This window comes from bacterium (assembly GCA_016789445.1).
GTDB lineage: Bacteria > Patescibacteriota > Minisyncoccia > Phycocordibacterales > UBA2100 > UBA10103.
Window position 1 is genome coordinate 169,885 of the sequence record JAEUQT010000002.1, and the last position, 24,102, is coordinate 193,986.

21 protein-coding genes and 1 tRNA gene are annotated in these 24,102 nt (G+C 56.4%); 19 read left to right on the forward strand and 3 right to left on the reverse strand.

Annotated features, from left to right (window positions below; translation table 11 throughout):
• Positions 1-23: 23 nt before the first annotated feature.
• From JNK62_02760 to JNK62_02810, 11 genes are all read left to right on the forward strand, one after another.
• Positions 24-1,016 (forward strand): PCRF domain-containing protein, encoded by a 993-nt coding sequence (locus JNK62_02760; protein ID MBL8158427.1) that lies wholly within the window; start codon positions 24-26, stop codon positions 1,014-1,016.
• Between the two features lie 23 nt (positions 1,017-1,039).
• Entirely contained in the window at positions 1,040-1,744 is a 705-nt protein-coding gene (gene rpsB, locus JNK62_02765; protein MBL8158428.1) for a 30S ribosomal protein S2, read from the forward strand.
• Positions 1,745-1,803: 59 nt separating this feature from the next.
• On the forward strand, positions 1,804-2,385 hold the full coding sequence (gene tsf / locus JNK62_02770) for an elongation factor Ts (protein MBL8158429.1): 582 nt from the start codon (positions 1,804-1,806) through the stop codon (positions 2,383-2,385).
• A gap of 4 nt (positions 2,386-2,389) precedes the next feature.
• Complete coding sequence (locus JNK62_02775; protein MBL8158430.1) at positions 2,390-2,788, forward strand: hypothetical protein; 399 nt, start codon at positions 2,390-2,392, stop codon at positions 2,786-2,788.
• Positions 2,789-2,826: 38 nt separating this feature from the next.
• Positions 2,827-2,898, forward strand: a tRNA-Thr gene (locus JNK62_02780).
• Between the two features lie 343 nt (positions 2,899-3,241).
• Positions 3,242-4,858 carry a glycosyltransferase family 2 protein gene (locus JNK62_02785; GenBank protein ID MBL8158431.1) on the forward strand — a complete coding sequence of 539 codons (1,617 nt, stop codon included), beginning with the start codon at positions 3,242-3,244 and terminating at the stop codon, positions 4,856-4,858.
• A 9-nt stretch (positions 4,859-4,867) separates the two neighbouring features.
• Positions 4,868-5,701, forward strand: coding sequence for a hypothetical protein (locus JNK62_02790; protein ID MBL8158432.1), 834 nt, complete (start codon positions 4,868-4,870; stop codon positions 5,699-5,701).
• A 153-nt stretch (positions 5,702-5,854) separates the two neighbouring features.
• Positions 5,855-6,586: a phenylalanine--tRNA ligase subunit alpha gene (gene pheS / locus JNK62_02795; GenBank protein MBL8158433.1), complete on the forward strand. Its 732-nt coding sequence runs from the start codon at positions 5,855-5,857 to the stop codon at positions 6,584-6,586.
• Between the two features lies 1 nt (position 6,587).
• Positions 6,588-8,375, forward strand: a complete 1,788-nt coding sequence (locus JNK62_02800; GenBank protein ID MBL8158434.1) for a phenylalanine--tRNA ligase subunit beta — start codon at positions 6,588-6,590, stop codon at positions 8,373-8,375.
• A 78-nt stretch (positions 8,376-8,453) separates the two neighbouring features.
• On the forward strand, positions 8,454-10,475 hold the full coding sequence (locus tag JNK62_02805) for a DNA gyrase subunit B (GenBank protein ID MBL8158435.1): 2,022 nt from the start codon (positions 8,454-8,456) through the stop codon (positions 10,473-10,475).
• Positions 10,476-10,495: 20 nt separating this feature from the next.
• Positions 10,496-11,683 carry a hypothetical protein gene (locus JNK62_02810; GenBank protein ID MBL8158436.1) on the forward strand — a complete coding sequence of 396 codons (1,188 nt, stop codon included), beginning with the start codon at positions 10,496-10,498 and terminating at the stop codon, positions 11,681-11,683.
• Here JNK62_02810 and JNK62_02815 read toward each other — a convergent pair.
• Entirely contained in the window at positions 11,680-12,663 is a 984-nt protein-coding gene (locus tag JNK62_02815; GenBank protein ID MBL8158437.1) for a hypothetical protein, read from the reverse strand. The two genes, JNK62_02810 and JNK62_02815, sit on opposite strands and share 4 nt — an antisense overlap.
• Before the next feature lie 66 nt (positions 12,664-12,729).
• On the opposite strand from JNK62_02815, the gene JNK62_02820 reads away from it, so the two are divergent.
• From JNK62_02820 to JNK62_02850, 7 genes are all read left to right on the forward strand, one after another.
• A complete protein-coding gene (locus JNK62_02820) occupies positions 12,730-13,014 on the forward strand; it encodes a GIY-YIG nuclease family protein (GenBank protein MBL8158438.1) in 285 nt (94 codons plus the stop codon).
• On the forward strand, positions 13,011-13,655 hold the full coding sequence (locus JNK62_02825) for a sortase (GenBank protein ID MBL8158439.1): 645 nt from the start codon (positions 13,011-13,013) through the stop codon (positions 13,653-13,655). Before JNK62_02820 ends, JNK62_02825 begins: the two co-directional genes overlap by 4 nt.
• Before the next feature lie 76 nt (positions 13,656-13,731).
• The gene (locus JNK62_02830; protein ID MBL8158440.1) at positions 13,732-14,166 is read left to right on the forward strand and encodes a hypothetical protein; all 435 of its coding nucleotides are present in this window, start codon (positions 13,732-13,734) and stop codon (positions 14,164-14,166) included.
• A 172-nt stretch (positions 14,167-14,338) separates the two neighbouring features.
• On the forward strand, positions 14,339-14,863 hold the full coding sequence (locus JNK62_02835; protein ID MBL8158441.1) for a hypothetical protein: 525 nt from the start codon (positions 14,339-14,341) through the stop codon (positions 14,861-14,863).
• Between the two features lie 651 nt (positions 14,864-15,514).
• On the forward strand, positions 15,515-15,781 hold the full coding sequence (locus JNK62_02840; GenBank protein ID MBL8158442.1) for a hypothetical protein: 267 nt from the start codon (positions 15,515-15,517) through the stop codon (positions 15,779-15,781).
• A 152-nt stretch (positions 15,782-15,933) separates the two neighbouring features.
• Positions 15,934-17,241 (forward strand): hypothetical protein, encoded by a 1,308-nt coding sequence (locus tag JNK62_02845; GenBank protein ID MBL8158443.1) that lies wholly within the window; start codon positions 15,934-15,936, stop codon positions 17,239-17,241.
• 226 nt (positions 17,242-17,467) lie between these two features.
• Complete coding sequence (locus tag JNK62_02850) at positions 17,468-18,343, forward strand: hypothetical protein (protein ID MBL8158444.1); 876 nt, start codon at positions 17,468-17,470, stop codon at positions 18,341-18,343.
• A 47-nt stretch (positions 18,344-18,390) separates the two neighbouring features.
• Here JNK62_02850 and JNK62_02855 read toward each other — a convergent pair whose 3' ends face one another.
• Positions 18,391-20,160 carry a threonine--tRNA ligase gene (locus JNK62_02855; GenBank protein ID MBL8158445.1) on the reverse strand — a complete coding sequence of 590 codons (1,770 nt, stop codon included), beginning with the start codon at positions 20,158-20,160 and terminating at the stop codon, positions 18,391-18,393.
• Between the two features lie 129 nt (positions 20,161-20,289).
• Here JNK62_02855 and JNK62_02860 point away from each other — a divergent pair, with 129 nt between their 5' ends.
• Complete coding sequence (locus tag JNK62_02860; GenBank protein ID MBL8158446.1) at positions 20,290-20,721, forward strand: hypothetical protein; 432 nt, start codon at positions 20,290-20,292, stop codon at positions 20,719-20,721.
• 49 nt (positions 20,722-20,770) lie between these two features.
• Here the strand turns inward: JNK62_02860 and dnaE are convergent, their stop codons facing one another.
• Positions 20,771-23,932 carry a DNA polymerase III subunit alpha gene (gene dnaE, locus JNK62_02865; protein ID MBL8158447.1) on the reverse strand — a complete coding sequence of 1,054 codons (3,162 nt, stop codon included), beginning with the start codon at positions 23,930-23,932 and terminating at the stop codon, positions 20,771-20,773.
• Positions 23,933-24,102: the final 170 nt, after the last annotated feature.

Consider the following 24,102-nt stretch of genomic DNA (forward strand, 5'->3'; position numbering starts at 1 on the left):
GTTTGGCGTATACTTATCGCACCATGGCCCAGGAACCGATTTTGAACCCCGAAGACTACGCCGATGATCACCGCGTGGCGTTTTTGGTTACCGAATGGAAGCGCCTCCTGCAGGCTGAAAAGGATGCGCAGGAACTCCTCGAAGTCGATCCCTCGATGAAGGAGCTCGCTGAAAAGGAAGTCGAAGAGATCGACCAGCAGAAAGAGCAGCTGATGAAGCAGATGGTGCAGATCGTGGGGGACCCGAACGAGCGCGAATGGCCGAATGAGATCGTACTCGAAGTACGCGCCGGTGTCGGCGGTGAAGAAGCATCGCTCTTCGCTGAGGAGCTGGCCTCCATGTATCTCAAGTATGCGCAGATCAAGGGCTGGAAGACGAAGACCATAGAAGAGAGCCGTGCTGAACTCGGGGGCATCAAGGAGATCCAGGTCGAAGTGAAGGGTGAAAACGTCTATCGCGAATTGCAGTACGAGACCGGCGTGCATCGCGTGCAGCGCGTGCCGGCGACCGAGAAGCAGGGCCGCATCCACACCTCCACCGCATCAGTTGCCATCATGCCGATCTACAAGCGCATCAAGATCCAGATCAATCCCGCGGACATCGAGCGCGAGACATCACGCTCCGGCGGCGCGGGCGGACAGAACGTCAACAAGGTTGAGACCGCCGTGCGGCTCATCCACAAGCCGACGGGTATCGACGTCCGATGCACCTCGGAACGCTCACAGGCAGCCAATCAGGAGCGCGCGATGAAGCTCCTTGAATCGAAGCTCCAGCAGCTTCAGGACGAAACGGACGACCGCAAGCGTGCCGCAGACCGCAAATCCCAGGTGGGTACCGGCGATCGTTCGGAGAAGATCCGTACCTACAACTTCCCGCAGGACCGCATCACCGACCATCGCCTCAAGGAGTCGTGGTCCAATGTCGAAGCCATCATGGGTGGCCGTTTGGGTCCTATCATGGAAGCCCTTGAAAAGGGGGGTGGCGGGGAAGCTTCAGACGTTGCGGAAGACGAATAATCCTGCTAGAATCCGCGCCACATATGGTTACTACCTCAGCCGCAGATATGAAGACGCTCTACGACGCAGGGGCGCACGTGGGCTATGCCCGCACCCGCCGCCACCCGACGTCGGCACCGTACCTCTACTCGACCAAGGACCGCACCGACATCTTCAATCTCGAGGAGACTGAAAAGCGCCTCTCGACTGCGGCTGAATTCGCTGCATCCCTCGCTCAGGCAGGCAAGACCCTCCTTTTCGTCGGTGGCAAGCACGAAGCAGCAAGCTCGGTCCGTTCCGGCGCTGAAGCAGCCGGCCTTCCATTCGTCGCTGGTCGCTGGATCGGCGGTACCCTCACCAACTTCCGCAACATCCGCAAGCGCATCGACCGCATGGAGAAGCTCATGAAGGATCGCGAATCCGGCGAGCTCGAGAAGTACACCAAGAAGGAGCGCCTCATGATCGATCGCGAGATCGAGGAATTGCAGGGCCGCTTCGGTGGCATCACCAATCTCCGCGACCTCCCGGCAGCACTCTTCGTCGTCGACTCCCGTCACGAGAAGACCGCAGTTCAGGAAGCAAACCAGATGCGCATCCCGGTCATCTCGCTCGCATCCTCCGACTGCGACTTCTCCAAGGTCCAGTTCCCGATCCCTGCAAACGATACGTCGGTGAAGTCGATCGCACTCATCGTCGATGCGATCGCAGGTGCATATTCCGCAGGGAAGCGCGCTCCCGCGGCGAAGTAACTTCATCCTGCGGGGTGTGGTAAGCTATACATTAAATCGTTTTCCTAAGTCTTTTTGATATGGCAACTACTGAAGAGATCAAGCAGCTTCGCGATGCGACCGGTGTCTCGGTCATGCAGTGCAAGAAGGCCCTCGAAGAAGCAGGAGGGGATCTTGAGAAGGCAATCGTCATCCTCCGCAAGATCGCCGCTGCCGGCGCAGGCAAGAAGGCCGACCGCGAACTCGCTGCAGGTGTCGCCGCAGCGTATACCCACGCCGGCGGTCAGGTCGTCGGCGCTATCGTGCTCGCCTGCGAGACCGACTTCGTCTCCCGCAATCCGGAATTCCAACAGATCGCGTACGACATCGCGATGCACGTCGCCGCAATGCGTCCTGAATTCATCACGAAGGAGCAGGTAAAGGAGGAGGATATCGCCAAGGCGCGCGAAGTTTTCACGCAGGAAGCAGCAAGCGTCAAAGAAGAGATGCGTGCGAAGGTGATCGACGGAAAGCTCGAATCATTCATCAAGGAGAAGGTCCTTCTCGACCAGCCGTTCGTAAAGAACGGGGACATCACCATCCGTCAGCTCATCGAGAGCGGTGTCCAGAAGTTCGGCGAGAAGATCGAGGTCGTCCGCATGGAACGCCTCGCCGTGAAGTAGTTCCATGATGATCGCCGCGCTCAGTGTCCTCGGGTTCTCGATCGTCGGCATTCTCCTCTTGTTCGCCATTAAGAAATACGAACTCTCGCGCGGCGTCCTCATCGGCGGCTCGTTCCGTGACGATGCGGATCTCTTCGCGATGCGCGTGAAGTGGATCTTCCTCGTCATCGAATGGTACCTCTCGCGCTTGCCGGATTTCCTGTTTCTTCTCACGCGCTACGGTATCCGTATCGGTGCACTCTACACGGCACGCCTCGCGCGTCGCGCCGAAGCGCAGGCGCACAACGTCGCGGATTTCGTCTCGCATAAGCGTAATTTCGAACGTCGTGAGACGAAGTCCCAGTACCTGAAGCAGGTCAGCGACAAGAGTGATAACGGGCACGGACCGGTAGCGACAGTCTAGCCGGTCGGGTATAGTTCTTTCACCGCGGTGTGTACTAAGCCGCCTTAGCTCAGCGGTAGAGCAACTCTTTTGTAAAGAGAAGGTCCCCGGTTCAAATCCGGGAGGCGGCTCACGAACGAAGTGAGGGAGACGACTCCGGGAGGGGTGAGACGGGGTTGGGGCCCCGTCGCAAGGTCGGACCGAGCGTAGGCGAGGGAGGCGGGGTCGCGCAACATCGCAGCAGCGATGTATGCGTGACCGGGAAAACATGCTGTTTTCCCGTGTCTGAGAGCAGGGTGCCGAGCGAAGCGCAGGCATCCGTTGAGAACCGAGGGTTCTCAAGGTATCCGGGTGGCGGCTCCCGTAACTTTGTTTCTAGAATCTGCGTCGGTCTCGTTTTTCATATATAAGACTACATCACACATCAATCAGGCCAAAAAACCGTTTGAATGCTATCCTAATCCCTAAGCCACCATGCTTCCCAAGGAATACTGGTATCTCCACATAGCCCGGGCAACCGATCTCACGGGCACTGATCGGCGCATCTACCGCGCCTTCGAGATCCTTCCCGCGGTCCTCTCGATCGGTACCTTGGCTGCGTTCGTCGCGCTCTCATTCCTGAAGCCGGTCTGGGCGGCGTATCTCACCATCGTCTTCGCCGCGTACTGGCTCTTCAAGACGGCCTATCTTTCGATGCACTTGCGCTACAACTTCAAGCGCATCCGCTACAACCTCAGCGTCAACTGGCGTGAGAAGCTCCACGATCTTCCGCATGTTCCGGCGCGCGCCGAGCCGCATCTGGTACACATGATCCTTCTGCCGTTCTACGACGAACCATACGAAGTCCTGAAGGAATCGATCGACGCGATCGCGCATGCGGATTGGGATCCGCAGGGGATCATCATCGTACTTGCCGCAGAAGCCCGCGCAGGGAGCGAACATCATGCGGTCGCTGAGCGCCTGAAAGAGGAATACCGTGAACGTTTCCTGGATTTCCTCGTTACCATCCATCCGGCCGATCTTCCGGGGGATATCCCGGGCAAGGGATCGAATCTTTCCTATGCTGCCGAAGAGGCGCGCGTGAAAGTGCTCGATGAGCGCAAGATCCCGTACGAGCATGTGGTCGTCTCCGCATTCGATTCAGACACGGTCGTGTATCCGCAGTATTTCGCCTGCCTCACGTGGCATGTGCTTTCAGCGGAAGATCCCGAACGCACGTCATTCCAGCCGGTGCCGCTCTACCACAACAACATCTGGGACGCGCCGCTTATCTCGCGCGTGATCGCGTATTCCTCTTCGTTCTGGCAGATGATCCAGCAGGAACGTCCGGAGAAACTTGCGACGTTCAGTTCGCACGCGGTCGTTTTCAAATCACTCTACGAGGCCGGGTACTGGCAGCGCAATGTCGTCTCCGAGGACTCGCGCATCTTCTGGAACATGTTCGCGCGCTACGACGGCGATTATCGCGTCGTCCCGATGGCGTATCCGGTTTCCATGGATGCGAACGTCGCGCCGTCGTTCTGGGGGACCATGCGCAACATCTACAAGCAGCATCGTCGTTGGACGTATGGCGTCGAGAACGTGCCCTACATCCTCTGGATAAGTCTCAAGAACAAGAGGATACCGGCAGGTAAGAAATGGCGCGCGATCGGCGTGCAGGTCGAGGGGTTCTGGTCGCTCGCGACGCATCCCTTGATCCTCTTCAGCGTCGGTTGGTTGCCGCTTCTGGTCGGCGGTGCGGCTTTCAACGCGACCGTCCTTTCGTATAACCTTCCGCTCGTCGCGCGTTCGTTCCTCACGCTCGCGATGTTCGGTCTCATGGTCTCCGCGGCGATCTGTATGTATCTCTTGCCGGAGCGCCCTGCGCACGTGCCCCGTCATCGCAATTTCTTCATGGTGCTGCAGTGGATCCTCGTGCCGATGACGATGGTGGTCTTCAGCTCGATCCCCGGCCTCGAATCGCAGATCCGTCTCGCGATCGGCCGCTACCTCGGTTTCTGGGTGACGCCGAAGGCGCGCGCGGGAGCAGTCGAAGCGGAGCCGCTCGCGGAAGTCACCACCTCCTCCGTCGAAGAGGGAAAGAAGGATTAGAATATCTGTATGGAACCGTTTCCGGCCTATCGCAGGCGCATCTATTTCGCACTCTTCGTGGTCCTTTTCCTCGTCCTTCTGCCGGCGATCATCCTCTATGCTGACGGTTGGCGATTCAAACAGGGATTCGGCTTCGTGCGCACCGGTGGTGTCTATGTCTCCGTGCCGTATTCCGACGCGACCGTGACGCTCAATGGCGAAGTGGTGGGGCATAGCGGATTCCTCCAGCGCGAGTTCTACATCGGCGATCTCGCTCCTGCAGCATATTCGCTGCGCATCGAAGCGCCTGATCGCCGCACCTGGAGCCGTCTTCTCGTCGTCGAGCCGCAGCTCGTGACCGATGCGCGCGCGGTCCTTCTACCGGATGACATTACGCTTTCGCGCCTCATCATCTCGGGTTCGGCGACCAGCACGAAGACTGTTTCTCGTACGACGTATGACGGCTATCTCGCGGCTTTCGCCACCACCACCCGTGCGATCGCATCTTCCACGGTTCCCGTCGATGAGCAGGACGGCATTTCGCTCTTTATCATTGATGGTGATGTCGTCGCGCGCTGGATGCGCAACGAGCGCAAGCCGTCGGCATTCTGCGGAAGCCCGTCGCTCTGCGAAGAGGAGATGTCGGTGAAGCGCATCGGTGGAGACGCGACGGATGCGTACTTCTATCGCGGCGGCGTAGTGTATCGCACCGAAGAGGGCGGCATCTATTTCGCAGAGATCGATATCCGTCCGACACCGATGGCAGCGCAGCTCTATGCGGCAACAGGGGCTGATATGCGCCTCCTCGACGATACGCTCGTCATCAAGTCGGGAGACATGCTTTACGAAGTGGAGGGTTTGTAGCCGAGGTGGATGCGGAAAATGCTTCTCTCGGGTAAACCCGTCTTCCCAGCTGGGAAAACGGGCTGATCCTCGCCAGCTGCGGGGCCCCTCGCGAAGCATTTTCCGCATCCACCCGGTGTTGGTGGGGAGGTTAGGAAAGGCTATACTCCCACCATGCAGCGGGGCCACATCCACCCAATTTCGAGCCTCATTCGCGAGGCCAACGCCATCTTCAGTAAGATGGGCTTTGCGTTCGCCGAAGGACCTCTCGTTGAGGACGAGTGGCACAATTTCGATGCCTTGAACGTCCCGAAGGATCATCCGGCCCGCGACATGCAGGACACCTTCTTCCTCAAAGATGAGAAGGAGACCGTGCTCCGTACGCACACCTCGCCGGTCCAGATCCGCTATATGAAATCGCAGATGGAGAAAGGGATCCTTCCTCCGTATCGCGTCATCGCGCCGGGCAAAGTCTTCCGCAACGAAGCCACCGACATGACGCATGAGGCGGAATTCTTCCAGATCGAAGGGTTTGCCGTCGGTGAAGACATCACACTCGCCAACCTCAAAGGCACGCTCGAAAGATTCTTCAAGGAACTCTTCAAGGGCGCTTCGGTTGAGATCCGTTTCCGTCCGAGCTTCTTCCCGTTCACCGAACCATCGGTGGAAGTCGATATGCGACTCGTAGGTGAAGGCGTGCCGGAGAAACTCAAAGACCGATGGATCGAGATGATGGGTGCAGGCATGATCCATCCGAATGTCCTGAAAAACGCGGGCATCGATCCGGCAAAGTATCGTGGTTTCGCATTCGGTATGGGATTAGACCGTCTCGCCTTGCTGCGTTGGGGCATCGACGACGTGCGCCACATGCACTCGGCAGACCTCCGGTTTATCAACCAGTTCTAGTATGAAAATCTCACGCGACTGGCTCCAGAAATATTTCCATGCACCTTTGCCATCGGCGCAGGAATTGGCTGACGCCCTCACGTTCCATGCGTTCGAGATCGAGAGCGTCGAAGGCGACATGCTCGATGTGAAGATCACCGCGAATCGCGGACACGATTGCCTCTCGTATCGCGGCATCGCGAAGGAGATCTCAGCGATCCTGAAGCTTCCGCTTGCAAGCGATCCCTTGAAAGAAGAGGTGAGGCTCGAGCCGGTCACCGATGCCGTTTCGGTTCTCATAGAAGATATCGAACTCTCGCCGCGCTACATCGCCGCTGTCATGAAGGGAGTGAAAGTGGGCCCATCGCCGGAGTGGTTGGTGAAGCGTCTCGAAGCGATGGGGCAGAAAAGCATCAACAACGTCGTCGATGCGACGAATTTCGTCATGTTCAATATCGGTCAGCCGCTCCATGCATTCGATGCGGGCAAGTTGAAGCAAAAGGAGGGGAAATTCGCAATCGAAGTGCGCAAAGCCGTCGCGGGTGAAAAACTTCACGCGCTCGATGAGAAGGAATACGCTCTCAAGCCGGGCATGTTGGTCATTGCTGATAAGAACGCCGGAACCCCTATCGGCATCGCGGGTGTGAAGGGCGGCTCTCCCGCCGGTATCACGGAATCGACGACGGACATCATCATCGAAAGCGCGAATTTCAACGGTGCATCAGTCCGGAAGACCGCAAAGCGTCTTAATCTCCGTACCGATGCCTCACAGCGCTTCGAGCAGGTCCTCTCTCCAGAACTCGCTGCATTCGGTATGCGCGCCGCAGCGGATCTCATCCATAAGCTCGCCGGTGGAGAGATCGTCGGCTACGCCGACGCGTATGCGAAGCCGCATGTCCCGATTCCGGTCTCGTTGCCAGCCGATCTTCCCACGAAAGTTCTCGGGATAGAAATAACCAAGGAGAAGATCCGTGACGCATTCACTCGTCTTGGGTTTATGTTCGAGGAGAAGGAAGACCTGTTCGTCGTGACGCCGCCGTTCGAACGACGGGATCTCGTGATTCCGGAAGATCTTATCGAAGAGATCGTCCGTATCGAAGGGTTCGATACGATCCCTGCGCTCGAACTCCCCGAGGCTACGGCGCCGGAAGTGAATCAGAATTTCTATGCGAGCGAATGGGTGCGCGAGCACCTCGTCTCCGAGGGGTATTCCGAAGTCTTCACGTCGGTTTTCGCTGATAAAGGGGAGCGCGGAGTACTGAATAAAGTCGATAGCGTGCGCCCGAAGCTCCGCTCGACGCTCGTCGATGGTTTGAACGACGCGCTGAAGAAGAACGTCCAGAACAAGGACCTTCTCGGTCTCAAGGAGGTGAAGCTCTTCGAGATCGGCACGGTCTGGAAGGACGGCAAGGAAACCGTGATGGCGGGAATCGTGACTGAGAAAGAAAAAGCGAAGGAAGATCCACTCAGTGTTTTCCTGAAAGAAGCCTCTTCATACGACGTGCTTCCGCTTTCCGCTACGGAACGCTACCAGCCGTACTCGCGCTACCCGTCCATCACCCGCGATATCGCGATGTGGGTACCTGCGGAGACTTCTGCGACGGATGTCGAATCCACGCTCAAGGAGCATGCGGGGAAGCTGTGTGTCCGCATCGGGCTCTTTGATGAGTTCAAGAAAGAAAACCAGATCTCCTATGCGTTCAGATTGGTCTTCCAATCCGATGAAAAGACCCTCACTGACGACGAGGTGATGGGCTTCATGCAGGCAGTCTACGACGTAGTTGACAAGAAGGGCTGGAAAGTGCGTTAAATTGGCTCTGTTGAGCCGTTAAAGCGGGGATAACTGGTTAGGAAACCGGTCAGGAATTTGGTATAATTTCCGTAACCTATGGCTGAAAAGAAAAGCTCCTACGGAGCCGCTGATATTACTGTCTTGGAAGGTCTGGAAGCGGTCCGTCGCCGACCGGGTATGTACATCGGTACGACCGGTCTCGACGGCCTCCACCACCTCATCTGGGAGATTTTCGACAACTCACGCGACGAAGCGATGGGTGGATTCGCCAATGATATCGAAGTCGCGCTCCTTCCCGACAATGTCATCCGTGTCGTGGACAACGGCCGCGGTATTCCGGTCGATATCCATCCGAAGACGAAGGTCTCCGCGCTCGATACCATCATGACCACGCTCCATGCAGGCGGTAAGTTCGGCGGTGAAGGATACAAGGTGTCCGGCGGTCTCCACGGTGTCGGCGCATCGGTGGTGAACGCGCTTTCGACCTATGCACGCGTGGAAGTCCACCGTGAGGGCGGACAGCACGTCCAGGAATACAAGAACGGTGGTAAGGCGGTGGGTAAGGTGAAGAAGATCGGCAGCTCGAAGCGCACCGGTACCATCACGCTTTTCCGTGCCGATCCTTCGATCTTCCCGGTCATCGAATACAGCTATGATCGCATCGTCGGTCACTTGCGCCAGCAGGCGTATCTCGTGAAGGGTCTGCGCATCACGATACTCGATTTGCGCGATAAGAAGGAAGTCGATCATGAGTCGGCGTACTACCTACGCGAGCTCGGTCTCGATGCGCCATCCACCACCTTCTACTTCGAAGGAGGTCTCAAGTCGCTGGTCTCATTCCAGAATCGTCACCAGACGGCAGTCCACAAGAATGTCTTCTATGTCGAGAAAGAGCAGGATGATGTGAACGTGGAAGTCTCGCTCCAGTATGTGGACGATATCTCCTCGCGCATCACCGCATTCGCGAACAATATCTATAACGCGGAAGGCGGTACGCACATCACCGGTTTCAAGACCGCACTCACGCGAACCCTGAACAACGCTTCGAAGGGCGGCGGAGGTAAGGAAGGTGAATCGTTCACGGGCGACGATGTCTTGGAAGGTCTCACGGCCGTGGTCTCGGTGAAGCTCCGCGAGATCCAGTTCGAAGGCCAGACCAAGGGCAAGCTCGGTTCCGTCGAGGCACGTGGTGCGACCGAAACCGTTTTCGCGGAAGCATTCGCGCAGTTCTTGGAAGAGCATCCGGACGACATGCGTGCCATCCTCGGCAAGGCGACGCTCGCGATGAAGGCACGTAAGGCTGCTAAGGCCGCGAAGGAATCCGTGCTGCGTAAAGGTGCGCTCGAAGGCCTCTCGCTCCCGGGCAAGCTTGCCGACTGTCAGGTGCGCAATCCTGAAGAAGCAGAACTCTTCGTCGTCGAGGGAGATTCGGCAGGTGGTACGGCCAAGATGGGTCGTGATCGCCGCACACAGGCCATCCTCCCGCTCCGCGGCAAGATCCTCAACGTCGAACGCGCGCGTCTCGATAAGATGCTCGTCTCCGAACAGATCCGCAATCTCGTGATCGCGCTCGGTACGGCGATCGGAGATGTCTTCGATGTCTCGAAGCTCCGCTACCACAAGCTCATCATCGCGACCGATGCAGACGTCGACGGCGCGCACATCCGCACGCTGCTCCTCACGCTCCTGTATCGTCATTTCCGTCCGGTCGTCGATGGCGGCTTCCTCTATATCGCCCAGCCGCCGCTCTACAAGATCAAGAAAGGGAAGGAGGTTTTCTATGCATACACCGAGGAGGAGAAGATCGACATCGCCGGCAAGGATGCGCAGCTCGAGACGGAAGACGAGGTCGTAGAAGAAGGCGAAGAAGAAGCGCCTGAGGTAAAGGCGAAACGTGCAACGAAGATCTCCGTCCAGCGCTACAAGGGTCTCGGCGAGATGAATGCGGAGGAATTGTGGGAGACCACGATGGATCCGGCTCGTCGTGTCTTGAAGCTCGTCACCATCGAGGATGCCACCGATGCCGACCGCACCTTCGATATCCTCATGGGTACCGACGTCCCGTCACGCAAGACTTTTATCCAGTCGCACGCCAAGGAAGCGACGTTGGACATCTAGGCACGGTATAATTCCTTCTCATGGAAGGATACCGTCGGCGCGAATTTCGCAAAGAACCGGCAAGAAAGCCGGAGAAATTCGGTGGGCGCCAGAACTTCACGCGCGCGATGCTGCTTGCCGCGCTCGCCGCTTTCAATGCTCCTGAGACGGCAGACGCCCAGCAGATGCCACCCGGCACGAAGCGTGCGATCGAGCGTATTGATGAACGTTCTCACCGCAAAGCAGCACGTCATATCGAATCGACGGTGCCGCGAGCTGAAGAGCTCGCCGAGAACATCGAACTCATCGAAGCCAAGCTTGGTCCGGGGGGCGAATGGGCATCGTTACTCGAGGATCCCGCTACGCCGCGCGCGAAAGTCGATGCGATCTTCCGTTATATCAATAAGGTGAATACGCATATCGACGTGATGCAGGTGATGCCGGAGGCGTTCAAGGATCAGCCTGCAGCACACGAGCGTATCGCGCCGCGCCGCGAACTCTTCCACGGCAGCGATCATCGGTCATTCAAGGCGTTTGATGCAGAAGGAAAACCGTATGAGAAGGTTTGTAACGGATATCATGTCGCTACCGGTGGCGCGAGATTCTTCGTCACCGCCAAACACTGCATCACCGGCACTGCACTTGAGGGAAGCTTCGCTGTTCCCGACGGGCATGCGAACGATATTGCTGTGAAATATTTGCCGGGAGATCATGGCCCCGCTATGCAGCTCGATGGCCGTACCGATCGCGACTTTCAGGGGCGCATGGCGGTCATTCGCGGCATCGACCGCTTCGGCAGGGATTTCCTTCGCACCTCGTTTCTTATCAAGATGTCACCGGCGCTACAGGAGAAGCTGTATGGCGTCGGCGATCGGCAGGTGGGTAATTTCGATCTCCGGGATCAGTTCATGCTGCTTGCGCAGCCCGGCGATGCGACTCTCATGCACGATCGTATGCTCTCAGCAAGCGGAGTTTCGGGAACGGGTATCAAGGCGTGGATAGATGGAGGGTACCGCGCGCTAGGTCCGCAATCCTCGGGCCGCGTCTTTACGCCAGAACAGAGCGCATCCATTCCCCCTGACCAGCAAATCGGTCTCAATTCACCGATGTTTTTCGTTGAAGGTCTCGATGTACTCAAGGAACTCTGCGAACGTGCGCGCCAGCAACATGAGCAACCAAAACGCCCCCCAAAGGAGGCGTCTGGATTCATGCAGAGAATTGGAAACTAGTACACGTACGGCGCGTAGTAGCCGGTCCAGCTCGGGCCGTTTACGAACATCGCTGCCGTGTTATTGCCTTCGTTCGTTTCGCTGACCGCGTAGCCGTTGTCGACGCTGACCGTGATTGTCCCGCCGCCTGCCATGAGTGGCTTGAAGCGCAAGGTATTGAGGACGTGCGAGCCCGGAGTCAGGTTCGCTTGCACTGGCGACTGGTAGAGATAGCCGCCCTGCATCGGGAGGTTCACCGAGAACGAATAGTTGCCGGTGGAGCCGGTGCCGGTGTTCGCGATGTCGAACTGGACCGCGGCGATCTCTTCAGGACCGACTGGGTAGCGGTTCTCGAAGTTACCTGTCATTGGATTGATGACGCCGACCGCCACGATGCGCACGCTGAGATCAGGTGTTCCCGCCGGACGTGGTGCAGTCGGAGTCGTTGCCGCCGGAGCAGTCGGTGTAGTTGCGGTTGGTGTCGAAGTCGCACCTGTCTTCGCAAGGACGCGGACGGTTGCCGTGCCCTGTGGGCGCGTAGTGTTTTCCGTCGAGGTTGCCGCAGGGATGAAGACGATCGAGACCGGCACATCCATCGTGGTGGTGCCCGCAAGAACCGGAACGAGGGAGAGGGAAGTGGAAGTGCCGACGGTGTAGGCGCTACCGCATGGGATCGCGCTTGCACGGCCGTTCGCGCTCGCCATATCGAAGCGGAAGCCGGTCTTGCACTGATAGAGGAACGAATATGCGCCCGCTTCCTTGGCGTTGTACTTCCACGAGATCGGGAATGCAGTGCCCGACTGTGTCTCTTTCGGCAAGGTGATAGCGATCGAATCCCCGCCGCCGAAGCGCGAGAACAGCGATGTTACTCCCGAGCCGGTAAGGCGAAGAAGGTGATACGCTCCCCAGACGATCACGATGATAAGGATGATAAAGCCGGCGACCGCGAGTATGTTCGCGAGGATCCCCGGATTCTGCTGCCCCTGAGGTGAATCGCTCATAGTGTCCGAGGTATACCACGAATACTGTCGTTTGACAATACCTCGTTTGTGGGGCAGAATATTTGAGTGAATCCCGTTAGAGATGACGGTAGTTGGTATACGTACGTGCTCCGTAGTCTAAGAGATGGAGAAACATACACCGGCTTCACCAACGATTTGCGGAAGCGCTTCAAGCAGCATAACGACGGGCTCACGTCTTCAACCAAGGGACGTCGTCCCTTTGAGCTGATATATTACGAAATGTGTAGAAACGAGAGTGACGCACGGTCGAGAGAATTATTTCTAAAATCTGGCATGGGTAAACGCTATTTGCGAAATCGCTTGAAGCGCTTCCTATCTCTAACGGGATGAAAACCGCACATTCCAAGCCTCCGATGAGTGTCTTTCTGGCGGCGACCGTCGTCATCTTCTTCCTCGCGCTCTCCGCAGCCGACTCCGTCGGCTTCGTTCCGTATTACATCGACGGCACACCGCCGCGACCGAAGGTTACGGTCGAAAGTCTTGCGGAAATCCCGCAGGAGGAAGTCGCTCTTCCCGAAGAAGAGGAAGTCGGTGTCGCGCCGACGCGCATCCGTATCCCGGCGATCGATCTCGATCTTCCGGTACTCAATCCGCAGACCCGCGACATCGCGGCGCTCGATGCGGTACTCAAAGACGGCCCTGCACGCTACATGGATTCCGCCCTGCTTGGCGAGAAGGGCAATGTCTTGATCTTCGGTCATTCTTCGCATCTGCCGGTCGTACACAACCAGATGTACAAGGCGTTCAACCGTGTGCCGGACCTCAAAGAGGGCGACACCATCGAAGTCGAGGGTGGCGGAAAGGTCTACACGTACCGCGTCCTCGGCGTGAAGGGCGTCGATGCGGAAGAAGGCATCATCGATCTTTCCCGAGAGGGGAATCGCCTCACGATCGTCACCTGCGACACGCTCACCGCCAAGACCGCCCGCTTCGTCCTCGACGCCGAACTCATCGGTTCCTACGATCTCTAACGTTCTTGACGCCTTCATAGGTGCGGAGCATAGTTGCGGCGGCTCAGTTCTCGGGCCTCAACGAAGGAGGAAATACATGCGTGTAAGCGCATCACTCATCCGATATCTCAGTCCGCTCATCCTCGGCGCGCTTCTGGGTCTCATGTTCTGGCTCGCGCCGGATATCACGCCGCAAAAGATGGGGGCTGAGACCCCAGACCAGGCGGTCGTCCTCATGGGCGGGTTCTTCGTCATCTTCTGGATCTATCTTCAGATCCAGGGATATCCGATCTCGCATGGCGATATCGGGACGGCGAGCTCGCACACGATCGACAACATCATGTCGTTCATCCCGGCGCTGACGGCGCTCTTCGGCCTTGCGCTCACGATGTTCAATTTCTGGGAGCTTTCCCAGCTCAACATCGCGCTGGCTGTCATGACGCTCGGCATCGTCTGGATCGATTTGTGGATCTACGGCGGGTCGGCTTCGAAGATCAACCGGCTGACTGACGAGATCAAAGCGGAACGGTAGGGGAATCGGATCTAAGAAAGAGGCGGGCAGCCATTGTCCGCCTCTTGACTTTTGGTCAAAATGTGATAGCATATCTCCCAGAGGGTCCTGAATGCCGATTTGGGCGCTTAAACAGTCCCTAAATCGGCCTTCGGGACAATCCGAACTGGTCTTTAACTTAACCGGAGGGAGAATGAGAAAACCCCCCGAAGAAATCGTCTATACGGAAGGAAACGGCTTTGAACCAATTCGGGACAATGTCGTTGTCTTCCCAAAACGACCGAAAGGAGACGAAAGCATGAGTGATGATCATGGAAAAGGACATGGTCACGATCATGGCGGTCACGGAAAAAAGGAGGCAGGACTAATGCCAGACCTTAAAAAAGTTGGTCTCGGAGTATTAGCGGCGATTCTCGGCTTGTATGCAATCAGATTTATCATCATTCCGATGATAGGCGGTATTGCATGTGATCTGACGGGTAACGTCGGTTGCCAAGTAGCGGCGAAAATGAATGAGCAGCAAACTATGTCTGCGGATTCATCGGCCCCTTTCTCGGTAAATCGCGAAATCCGTCGTCGAGAGGGCGGTCCAGTAGGACCTGCCCGCCGTCAGCAAGGACGGCAAGGGCTGATGCCAAGCGTCGACTGTGCCGCGATGGGGGGTATCCGGACGACAAATCCGAATACCGGAATGCCATCGTGCTTCGTTCCCAACTGACTATTCCGGAAGCGTTGCATAACGCATCGCTTCCGGAAACTTCTTCTTACGAGTACCTGCCTCTGTTCGAGATTTCGCACACGGACAGGTCTTCATAAGACCACTGATCATTCAAAAGGAGGACTTCCGATGAGGAAGATTCTGATCGCTCTCGTCGCGTTCATGTCGCTGCCGGTCGCTCAGGCCACGGCAGAGTCCATTTACTATGGACGTCAGAGTCCGGATCAAATACGCGTTCGCGTAGGCAGTCCGGAGCACAGCGTGAGGGTAAGCGTGCCTTTCCCTCACATCAGCCACAACAACGGCTGCCGTGGACCTCGCTGCGGATATCCGCGGCGACATGTCCATGGTCCTGGTTGCGGTCACTCGATTCGTCGAGCGTCCTGCGGCCAAGGAGGAGGTTGTGCGCAAGCTCGTCCGATCGCGCGTCCGGTGCAAGGCTATATGCCGACCATCGACTGCGAGAAGGCGGGCGGCATCCGTACGGTCAATCCGAATACGGGTGCGCCGACATGTTTCGTGCCGAATCAGTGAGCAAAAGGGCGGGTTCAGTCTCAAGACTGACCCGCCCTTACTTTTTAGAGGTATTGACAAGCGATTAATAGTGTGATACACTATATCCAGTCAAGCTCATTGATTAGGAGAAAGCCAATGAAGGCAATTTCTAAAATCCTCGCAGTTGCTCTGCTCGCAGCGTCCGCTTCTTCGGCCTCGGCCTTCGTCAAGCACGACCCTGGTGTCACGTATGAGGACATCAAGGCCTGCCTCGAGAACATCGGTCTGGAAGAAGGAACTCATTTTCGCAAGAAGAAGGGTTCCGATGACACGATCGAATTGAATCGTGGCCAGGTCGCCGGCGACAGCTACGACTTTAAACAGGTCGATGGCTGCTGGAAGAAGCAGACGGTGTCCAAGTAGGACAAATAACGGGGTAATGGGGCGGTCTCTCAACGAGAGCCGCCCCTTTTCTATGCTCTTGACTTTTTGACAAAGGGAGGTTATAATGTTCCAAGCAATTAGATCTCCTTATTAACCGGCATTTATTGGCTTACTAAAAGAAAAAATAACTTATGAACTCGACTTCAACGCGTTCGCAGATCGTTCTCGGTCTTCTCGTTGGTTTCGTTGTGTTCGCAGGTCCGTCTGCGGTCCAGGCTGCCGATCTTGGTGGCTGGGGCTGGAGCGATTACGGTTCCTACGACAGTTGGTCTGATTACGGCTCGTACGATACGTGGAGCGACTATGGTTCGTATGATACCTGGTCTGATTACGGTTCTTACGACACGTGGTCTGACTACGGTTCGTATGGCTCCGGCACGTACTACGACGACGGGTATTACTACGACGATGTAGCTGGTACGTACTATGACGATGTCTATGGTACTTACTACGACGATTCGTACGGCACCTATTACGATGATTCGTACGGTTCATACTACGATGACTCGTATTACTACGGTGGTGGTTCCTACGACTACGGTTGTGGTTCCTCGTGCGGCGGCTCGTGGTACACGCCTTCGTACTCGACTGGTTGCGGTTCGTGGTGCGGCACCGGCGGCGGACAGTATGTCACCCCCCGCTTCACGGCTCCGAGCTCTTCGTACACGAACATCGTGACGAACAATGTCGACAACTCGCAGGACAACGACAACTACAACTACATCACGAACATCGACAACTCGATCCGTGACAGCTTCAACAACTACAATAGCGGCAACACCTCTATCGTAGTCACTGCTCCTCAGACGCCGGTTCACACGACTCCTGCTCCGTACTGCACGATCACGCATGCACAGTACGGTGGCTATGGTTCGGGTGCGTATCTCTCGTGGACTTCCACGAACGCATCGAGCGCATACCTCTCGAACGTCGGTTCTGTCGCAGTCTCGGGTTCCCAGACCGTCTACGCGCATGGCTCGCAGACGTACACGCTCACGGTCTACGGTTACAACGGTCAGACGGCAACGTGCGCAACCTCGGTCTACGGCCAGGTCTACGTTCCTCCGACCTATAACCCTCCGTACGTGTCCCTTACGCAGATCCCGTACACTGGTTTCGACTTCGGTCCTATCGGTAACGCGATGTACTGGGTCTCGCTTCTTGGATTCGCAGCAGCAGGTGCCTACCTCATGATCTACTATCGTGGTGGTGCGCTTGCCTTCGCAACCGCAATGGTTCCGGCACGTAAGTTCGCTCCGGTCGTTGCTCCGAAGGCTCCGATCCTCGTTGAGCGTGAAGCACTTGCGCTCTCGCACGATGAAGTGAAGGTCCAGCCGATCGTTGCATCTCTTCGCAAGGCAGCCGGTACTCTCGATACGATGGCAATCGTTTCCTCGAAAGATGGTTCGATGCCGCGCATCGTGATCCAGCGTGCTTAAACGGGGGTGGGCCCCGTTTAAGAGCCGGACTGAGCGAAGGCGAAGGAGGCGGGGTCGCGCAATTTGCCAGCAGGCAAATATGGGTGACTAAGGAGAGTGCTAAGGAAGGACGGGCAAAGCTCCAAAAGTGAACCGCATGGCCCGTCGCGAATAGCGATGGGCCATGCTGGTAGAGGGGAGGGAAATGTACTATAAAGCTGATACGTTAACCGATTACTAAATCTATATGCAGAACGCAAAAAATTCTGTTTCCAAGCTCTTTGTGGGTCTCGCGCTTTTCAGTGTCGTTCTCTCCGGCGTGCCGGCAGTCGCCGCTGCAAGCCACTCGAACTACGATGAGGAGGCTTCGTGCTGGATCTCGGCATCTCCGAGCTCGGTCTACGAAGGCGGTTCGACAACCCTCACGTGGGGATCGCGCAACGCGGATGACGCGTGGATCGATGATATCGGCGATGTAGGAACCCACGGTTCCCGCATTATTTACGGTATCGATGAGGACACGACGTTCAAGCTTACTGTGGAGAATGACGAGGGCACCGCGACCTGTGAGACGGATGTCGAGGTCCGTTCCTACAACCACCACTCCGGTTCGACGAAGGCTCCGGGCTGCACCATCTATCGTCAGGAGACGAATGGTTCTGCAGTCGTCCTCCGCTGGAATTCGACGGACGCATCGTCTGCGTACCTCTCGGGCGTTGGCTCGGTATCGACCTTCGGTCAGTACACGGTCTACCCGACGTATGACACGACCTACACGCTCACGGTCTACGGCAACGGAAAGTCCGAGAGCTGTGAGATCGAAATCGACCGCGGCTACAGCACGTACTATCCGCAGAACTACAATCACTACAACAACTACGGCAACCAGTACGGTTATAACTACAACTATCCGTACATCTCACTGACCCAGATCCCGTACACGGGTTTTGATCTCGGTGTCGTCGGCACTGCGGTGTACTTCCTCGCGCTCGCACTCTTCGCGATCGCAGGTGCGTATCTTCTCGCGTACTACCAGGGTGGCGTCCTTCGCTTCTCGTTCGCACAGGAAGTGAAGCTTGCTGCTCGCAATCAGGTTCGCGCAATCCGTAACTTCTTCAATTAACGAAAGGGAAGTTCAAACAAAACGACCTCGTACGAGGTCGTTTTGTTTTAGGCGCGGTCTTTGATTTCTTCGAGAAGGGAGGATTTGAATTCCTCAAACGGCTGTGCACCGATCTTTCCTTTATCGCGGCTCTCCACGGCGACGGTTCCCGCGTCGACTTCCGCATCGCCCATGACGAGTACGTAGGGGACTTTCTCGGTCTTCGCGTTGCGGATCTTCTTGCCGAGCGATTCGTTCGCCGCGTCGACTTCGACGCGCACGCCTGCCTCGCGCAATTCAGCAGAGATCTTCTCCGCGTATTCGACATGCTTCTCAGAGATAGGAAGGACTTTCACCTGAACGGGTGAAAGCCAGGTAGGGAAGGCGCCGCCGAAATGCTCGATCATCACGCCCATAAAGCGTTCAAGCGATCCAGAGATCGCTCGATGGATAACAACAGGACGCTCTTTTTCACCTTTATCATTGATGAATGAGAGATCAAATCTCTCCGGGAGGTTGAAGTCGCATTGTATGGTTGCCAACTGCCACTCACGACCGATTGCATCTTTAAACATAAAATCCAATTTCGGACCATAGAAGGCAGCCTCTCCCTCCACACGAGTGTAGGGAAGATTATTCTTTTTTGCTGCATTCTCTAATGCTTCCTCGGCTCTGTTCCAGATATCATCGCTGCCGAGATATTGGCCTTCTGGGCCCCGAACGGAGAAGCGCACCCAATATCCTTCAATCATGCGCATGGTGGAGTAGAAATCGCGGATGATACCGACGATCGTGGAGACCTCTTCGTCTATCTGCGATATGCGGCAAAAAAGATGACCGTCATCTTGAGTGATCGCGCGTACGCGAGTCAGGCCCGCCAATTGACCAGTCTTCTCATCGCGATATACGGTCGCTGGTTCAAAGTAACGCACAGGCATATCGCGGTAGGAGAACTGATTATCAGCAAAAATCTGCATGTGATGCGGGCAGTTCATGGGCTTCAGGAAGAATTTCTCATCCTTACCGTTTACTCTAAACAACTCATCTCCGAATTTCGCCGCATGTCCTGAAGTCACATACAGATCTTCTTTTGCGAGATGGGGTGTCCAGACACGTGAATAGCCCTTCTTTGCGTGAAGCTCCCACAGATATTCCTCCAGTTCGCGACGGATAATGGCACCGTTTGGCATGAGGAGGGGGAGACCGGAGCCGACAAGGGGAGAAAGCGTGAAAATCTTGAGGGCGGGACCGAGTTTCTTGTGGTCGCGTTTCTCAGCCTCGGCTTGCTGAGCGAGATATGCATCAAGCTCTTCCTTGGTGTCGAAAGCTAGACCGTAGATGCGGGTGAGCATCGGATTATTCTCGCTGCCGCGCCAATAGGCGCCTGCAATCCTTTCAAGCTTGAAGGAATCAGCGTCGATATCTTCTGCAGGATTATCGGCGTGTCCGCCGCGACACAAATCAGTGAATCCGCCGCAGGAATACAACGTTATCGGTTCGCCGCGGGCTTTGATCTCCTTTATCAGTTCCGCTTTGTACGGATTGGTACCGTTCGGTCCCGAGAAATGACCGTACGCTTCGTCAGCCGCGACTGTTTTGTGCGAGAAGGAGGTCCACTTCTTCAGATTCTCCTTCATTCGGTCCTCGATTTCCTGCAGGTCCTGGCTCGACGGCTTCCGGTCTCCACCGAAATCGATGTCGTAATAGAACCCATTATCGATCGCAGGTCCTATCGCCAAAAGCGGCTGCGCACCGTCTTTGCCATATATTTCAAGCACTGCCTGTGCGAGAAGGTGAGCAAGGGTATGCCGAATATGTTCAATGTTCTTGAGCGACATTTCACGAATAGTACAGTTATGTTGGCTTTGAGCAAAGCTACAACAGGGAATTGACAAATAAACATATTTGTCACAGAGTAATTTTAGGAGGCGAATTCCTCGCTTCTGGAAGGTAAAGGAAGAAAGTGCATGAGTTCTTTTCAACAGGTCCGCGGAGCGGATTTTAAGCCGGTCGTGAACGATGCTGCGCTGCAGTATCACAACGACAGCGTCGTTGCTCGCCTCGTTGAGCATGACGGCCTCACTCCTGATGAGGCAAGGGTTCTTTTTAAGGACACCTTGAAATTTCTGGCACTCACCGATAGTGGCGTGAAGTTGGCCCCGCCGGCAAAGATCGATCTCGGGTGGCACAACTTCATCCTCCACACCCGCGACTATGCTGATTTCTGTCAGCAATGTTTCGGCCACTTCATCCATCATGAGCCCGGCAGCGGACTCACGTATACCGGCCCCAAGCTGGACGTTGAAGGCACTGTCGCTTTCGCAAAGAAGGCATACGGTGAGCTATCGTCCAACTGGGACAACACGCGCGGCTTGACCTGCGGCTCGAACGGCTGCTAAACGCCCGTTGAGTACTTATAAACAGCCATCGCTCTGCGGTGGCTGTTTTCTATAGCGCCTTCGCTTTCTCGACGACGAAACTCGCTTCGCCGTTGCGGTCGGAGAATTTTCCTTTGACCGCGATGCACTTTCCAGGGACGAACACGGTGGGGTATTCGGCGAGCGTTTTCGGGAAGACGACGATCTCAGTAGAGCCGACATAGTCCGATAATTTGCCGAAGAGCATCTTCTCGCCCTTTTTGGTGAGGATCTGATTGGTGGTCTCCAGGAATCCGCCGACGACAGCTTCGAGACCGCGCGGATAGGATTCTTTGAATTGCTTGATATTCATCTTCTGCTTCTCAAGGACCGCGCGATGCTTATCCAAGGGATGCCCGGAGACATAAAATCCGAGCAGTTCTTTCTCCCAGCCGAGCTTTTCATCTTGCGTCGCCGGGCGTTCGGTAGGGAGCTTAAGCTCGGCTTGCCGAGATACGTCTGCGGCTCCAAAAAGGGAAGTGAGGCCCTGCGGTGCGCTTTGGAGCTCTTTGCGGTACTCCAAGAGCTTCTCTATGTGGGTCAGCAAGGTGTAGCGCTCGCCAAGGTCGTCCAACGAACCTGACATGATCAATGCTTCAAGAGATTTCTTATTGAGATTCTTGTCCCCTACGCGCGACAAGAAGTCCGCGATCGAGAAAAACTTCCCTCCTCGTTCCCGTTCCGCGATAATCGCATCCGCGATGCCTTCGCCGAAGTTCTTGACGCTATAGAGGCCGAAGCGGATGGTTGCCTCGTCGATCACCGTGAATGTCCCACGGCTCTCGTTGACCGAGGGTGGCAGGATCTGGATGTTCATGCGCTTACACTCGTTCACGACTTCCGCGATCTTCTCGACGTCTCCCGCATCCGACGTAAGCACCGCCGCCATGTAGTCCACCGGATAGTTCGCTTTCATGTACGCGGTCTTGTACGCAAGGTTGCCGTACGATGCCGCGTGCGCTTTGTTGAAGCCGTACGCCGCGAAGGTCTCGATCTGCTCCCAGAGCTTCTGGACCACCTCCGGCTTCATGCCGCGCTCCAAGCAGCCCTTCTGGAACTTGTCCTTCTGGGCGGCCATTTCTTCGGGAATCTTCTTCCCCATCGCTTTTCGGAATTTGTCGGCCTCGAGCCAGCTGTAGCCGGCGAGCTGGATCGCGATCTGGAGGACGTCGTCCTGGTACGTGATGACGCCGTACGAGTTCTCAAGGATCGGCTTCATGCGCGGGTCGAGATACACGACCTTGCGTGGATCGCGCTTGCGCTCGATGTACTGCGGGATGAAGTTCATCGGGCCCGGACGATACAGGGCCACCATAGCGTTGATGTCGTGGATCACGCTCGGCTTCAGTTCGACGAGGTACTGCGTCATGCCGGTACCTGAGAGCTGGAAGACGCCGAGCGTCTCTCCGCGCGAGAGCATCTCATACGTCTTCGTGTCGTCGAGCGGGACGCGATCGAAATCGATATCGACGCCCAGACGTGTCTTCACGCGATCATGCGCGTCGGCCAGAGTCGAAAGGTTGGTGAGTCCGAGGAAGTCGAACTTGAGAAGGCCTGCGTCTTCGACGGCGTGCATATCGTACTGCGTGATGATCTTGCCGCCCTTAGGATCGAGTTGGACGGGGCAGAAATCAGTCACCAGCGTCGGCGCGATGACGACGCCTGCGGCGTGGACACCGACGTGGCGCGCGTTCCCTTCCACTTTCATTGCCATGTCGAGGATCTCGCGGGCGTCCGGGTCTTTCTTGTAGGCTTCTTTCAATTCCGGCACCTCGTCGAGTGATCCTTGGATAGTGACCGTGAATCCTTGTTTACCGAAGGGGATCATCTTCGCGATACGATCGCCGGTGCCGTATGAGTGGCCGAGTGCGCGGGAGACGTCGCGTACCGCGGCGCGTGCGAGCATGGTCCCGAAGGTACCGATCTGCGCAACATGGTCGTCCCCATACTTTGAGCGGGCATACGCGATCATCTCATCGCGTCGGTTATCGGCGTAGTCCATATCGATATCCGGCGCTGAAGGGCGCTCCGGATTCAAAAAGCGTTCGAAGGGAAGTCCGTACTCGATCGGATTCACGTTCGTAATTCCTGAAAGGAAGGTCACCAAGGAGCCAGCGACCGAGCCGCGGATGTTCGTGAGGATGCCGTTCTCACGGGCGTGGCGAAGGAGATCGGAGACCACGAGGAAGTACGGCGAGTAGCCTTTCTTCGCGATGACGGAGAGCTCGTAGTCCGTTCTCTCGCGCAGCTCCGGAGTCTCTTCAAGGTCTCGCATCTTGAAGCCTTTGTAGGCGAGCTCCCGCAAGGCCTCGTCGTAGCCCTTTTCGACTTTGATGTCAGGGAAGACCCACTTCCCTAGTTCCAATTCGATAGTGCAGCTATCCACGATCTTCCCGATGTTCTCAAGTGCCTCGGGGAAATCCGCGAAATACTTCCCTGCCTGTTCCTTGGAAATGAATGAGAAGTCCGACGAATTAACACCGAACTCACGGTCCAACGTGCCGCCGGTGCGGATTTTGTTGACCATCTCACGGGCGAGGGAATCCTCCTTCTTCAAATAGTAGGTGTCGTGCGCGGCGACGAGCGGTAAGGAATGTTTCTTCGCAAGGGAGATTATTCTCTCCTGATTCTCCATGTGTCCCTCGATCTCCGGATGGTGGGTGATCTCGATGTAGAGGTTCTCGCCGTACGTCTTCTGGTACCACTGCATCGCCTCATCGGCTTTGTCGGTCATGTCATCTTTCAGGTGTTTTGCATGCTCTCCGCTGAACGAAGGAAGGATCGCGATGATGCCTTCCTTGTGTGCTTCGAGAAGCTCGCGATCCACGCGCGGGCGGTAATAGAACCCCTCGAGGAAGGATTTCGAGACGAGGACGATGAGGTTGCGATAGCCATGGATATCCTTCGCGAGAAGCACTAAGCGGAAGTGGCGGTCATCGACGCGATGTTCCTTATCGTGGCGTGTGCGAGGGGCTACGAAGAAGTCGACACCGATGATGGGCTTGATGCCGGCTTTGTGTGCCGCCTTATAGAACTCGATCGCGGCATACATGTTGCCGTTGTCGGTAATGGCGAGCGCTTCCTGACCATCGGCCTTCGCGGCATCGATGAGATCATCTATCTTCGGGAGGGCTTCGAGGAGGGAATAGTGGGAGTGGGTATGCAAATGACAAAAACGCTGCGCACTACTCATCCCGACATTATACCGGAGCGGTGCCGCACATGCTCTCTCCGGGTAAACCCGTTTTTCCTGCTGGAAAAACGGGCTCATCCTCGCCAGCTGCGGGGCCCCTCCGTGAGCATGTGCGGCACCGCTCCGGCTGCGCTGTGGATTTCATGCTTTATTCCTCATTTGCTGGGTAA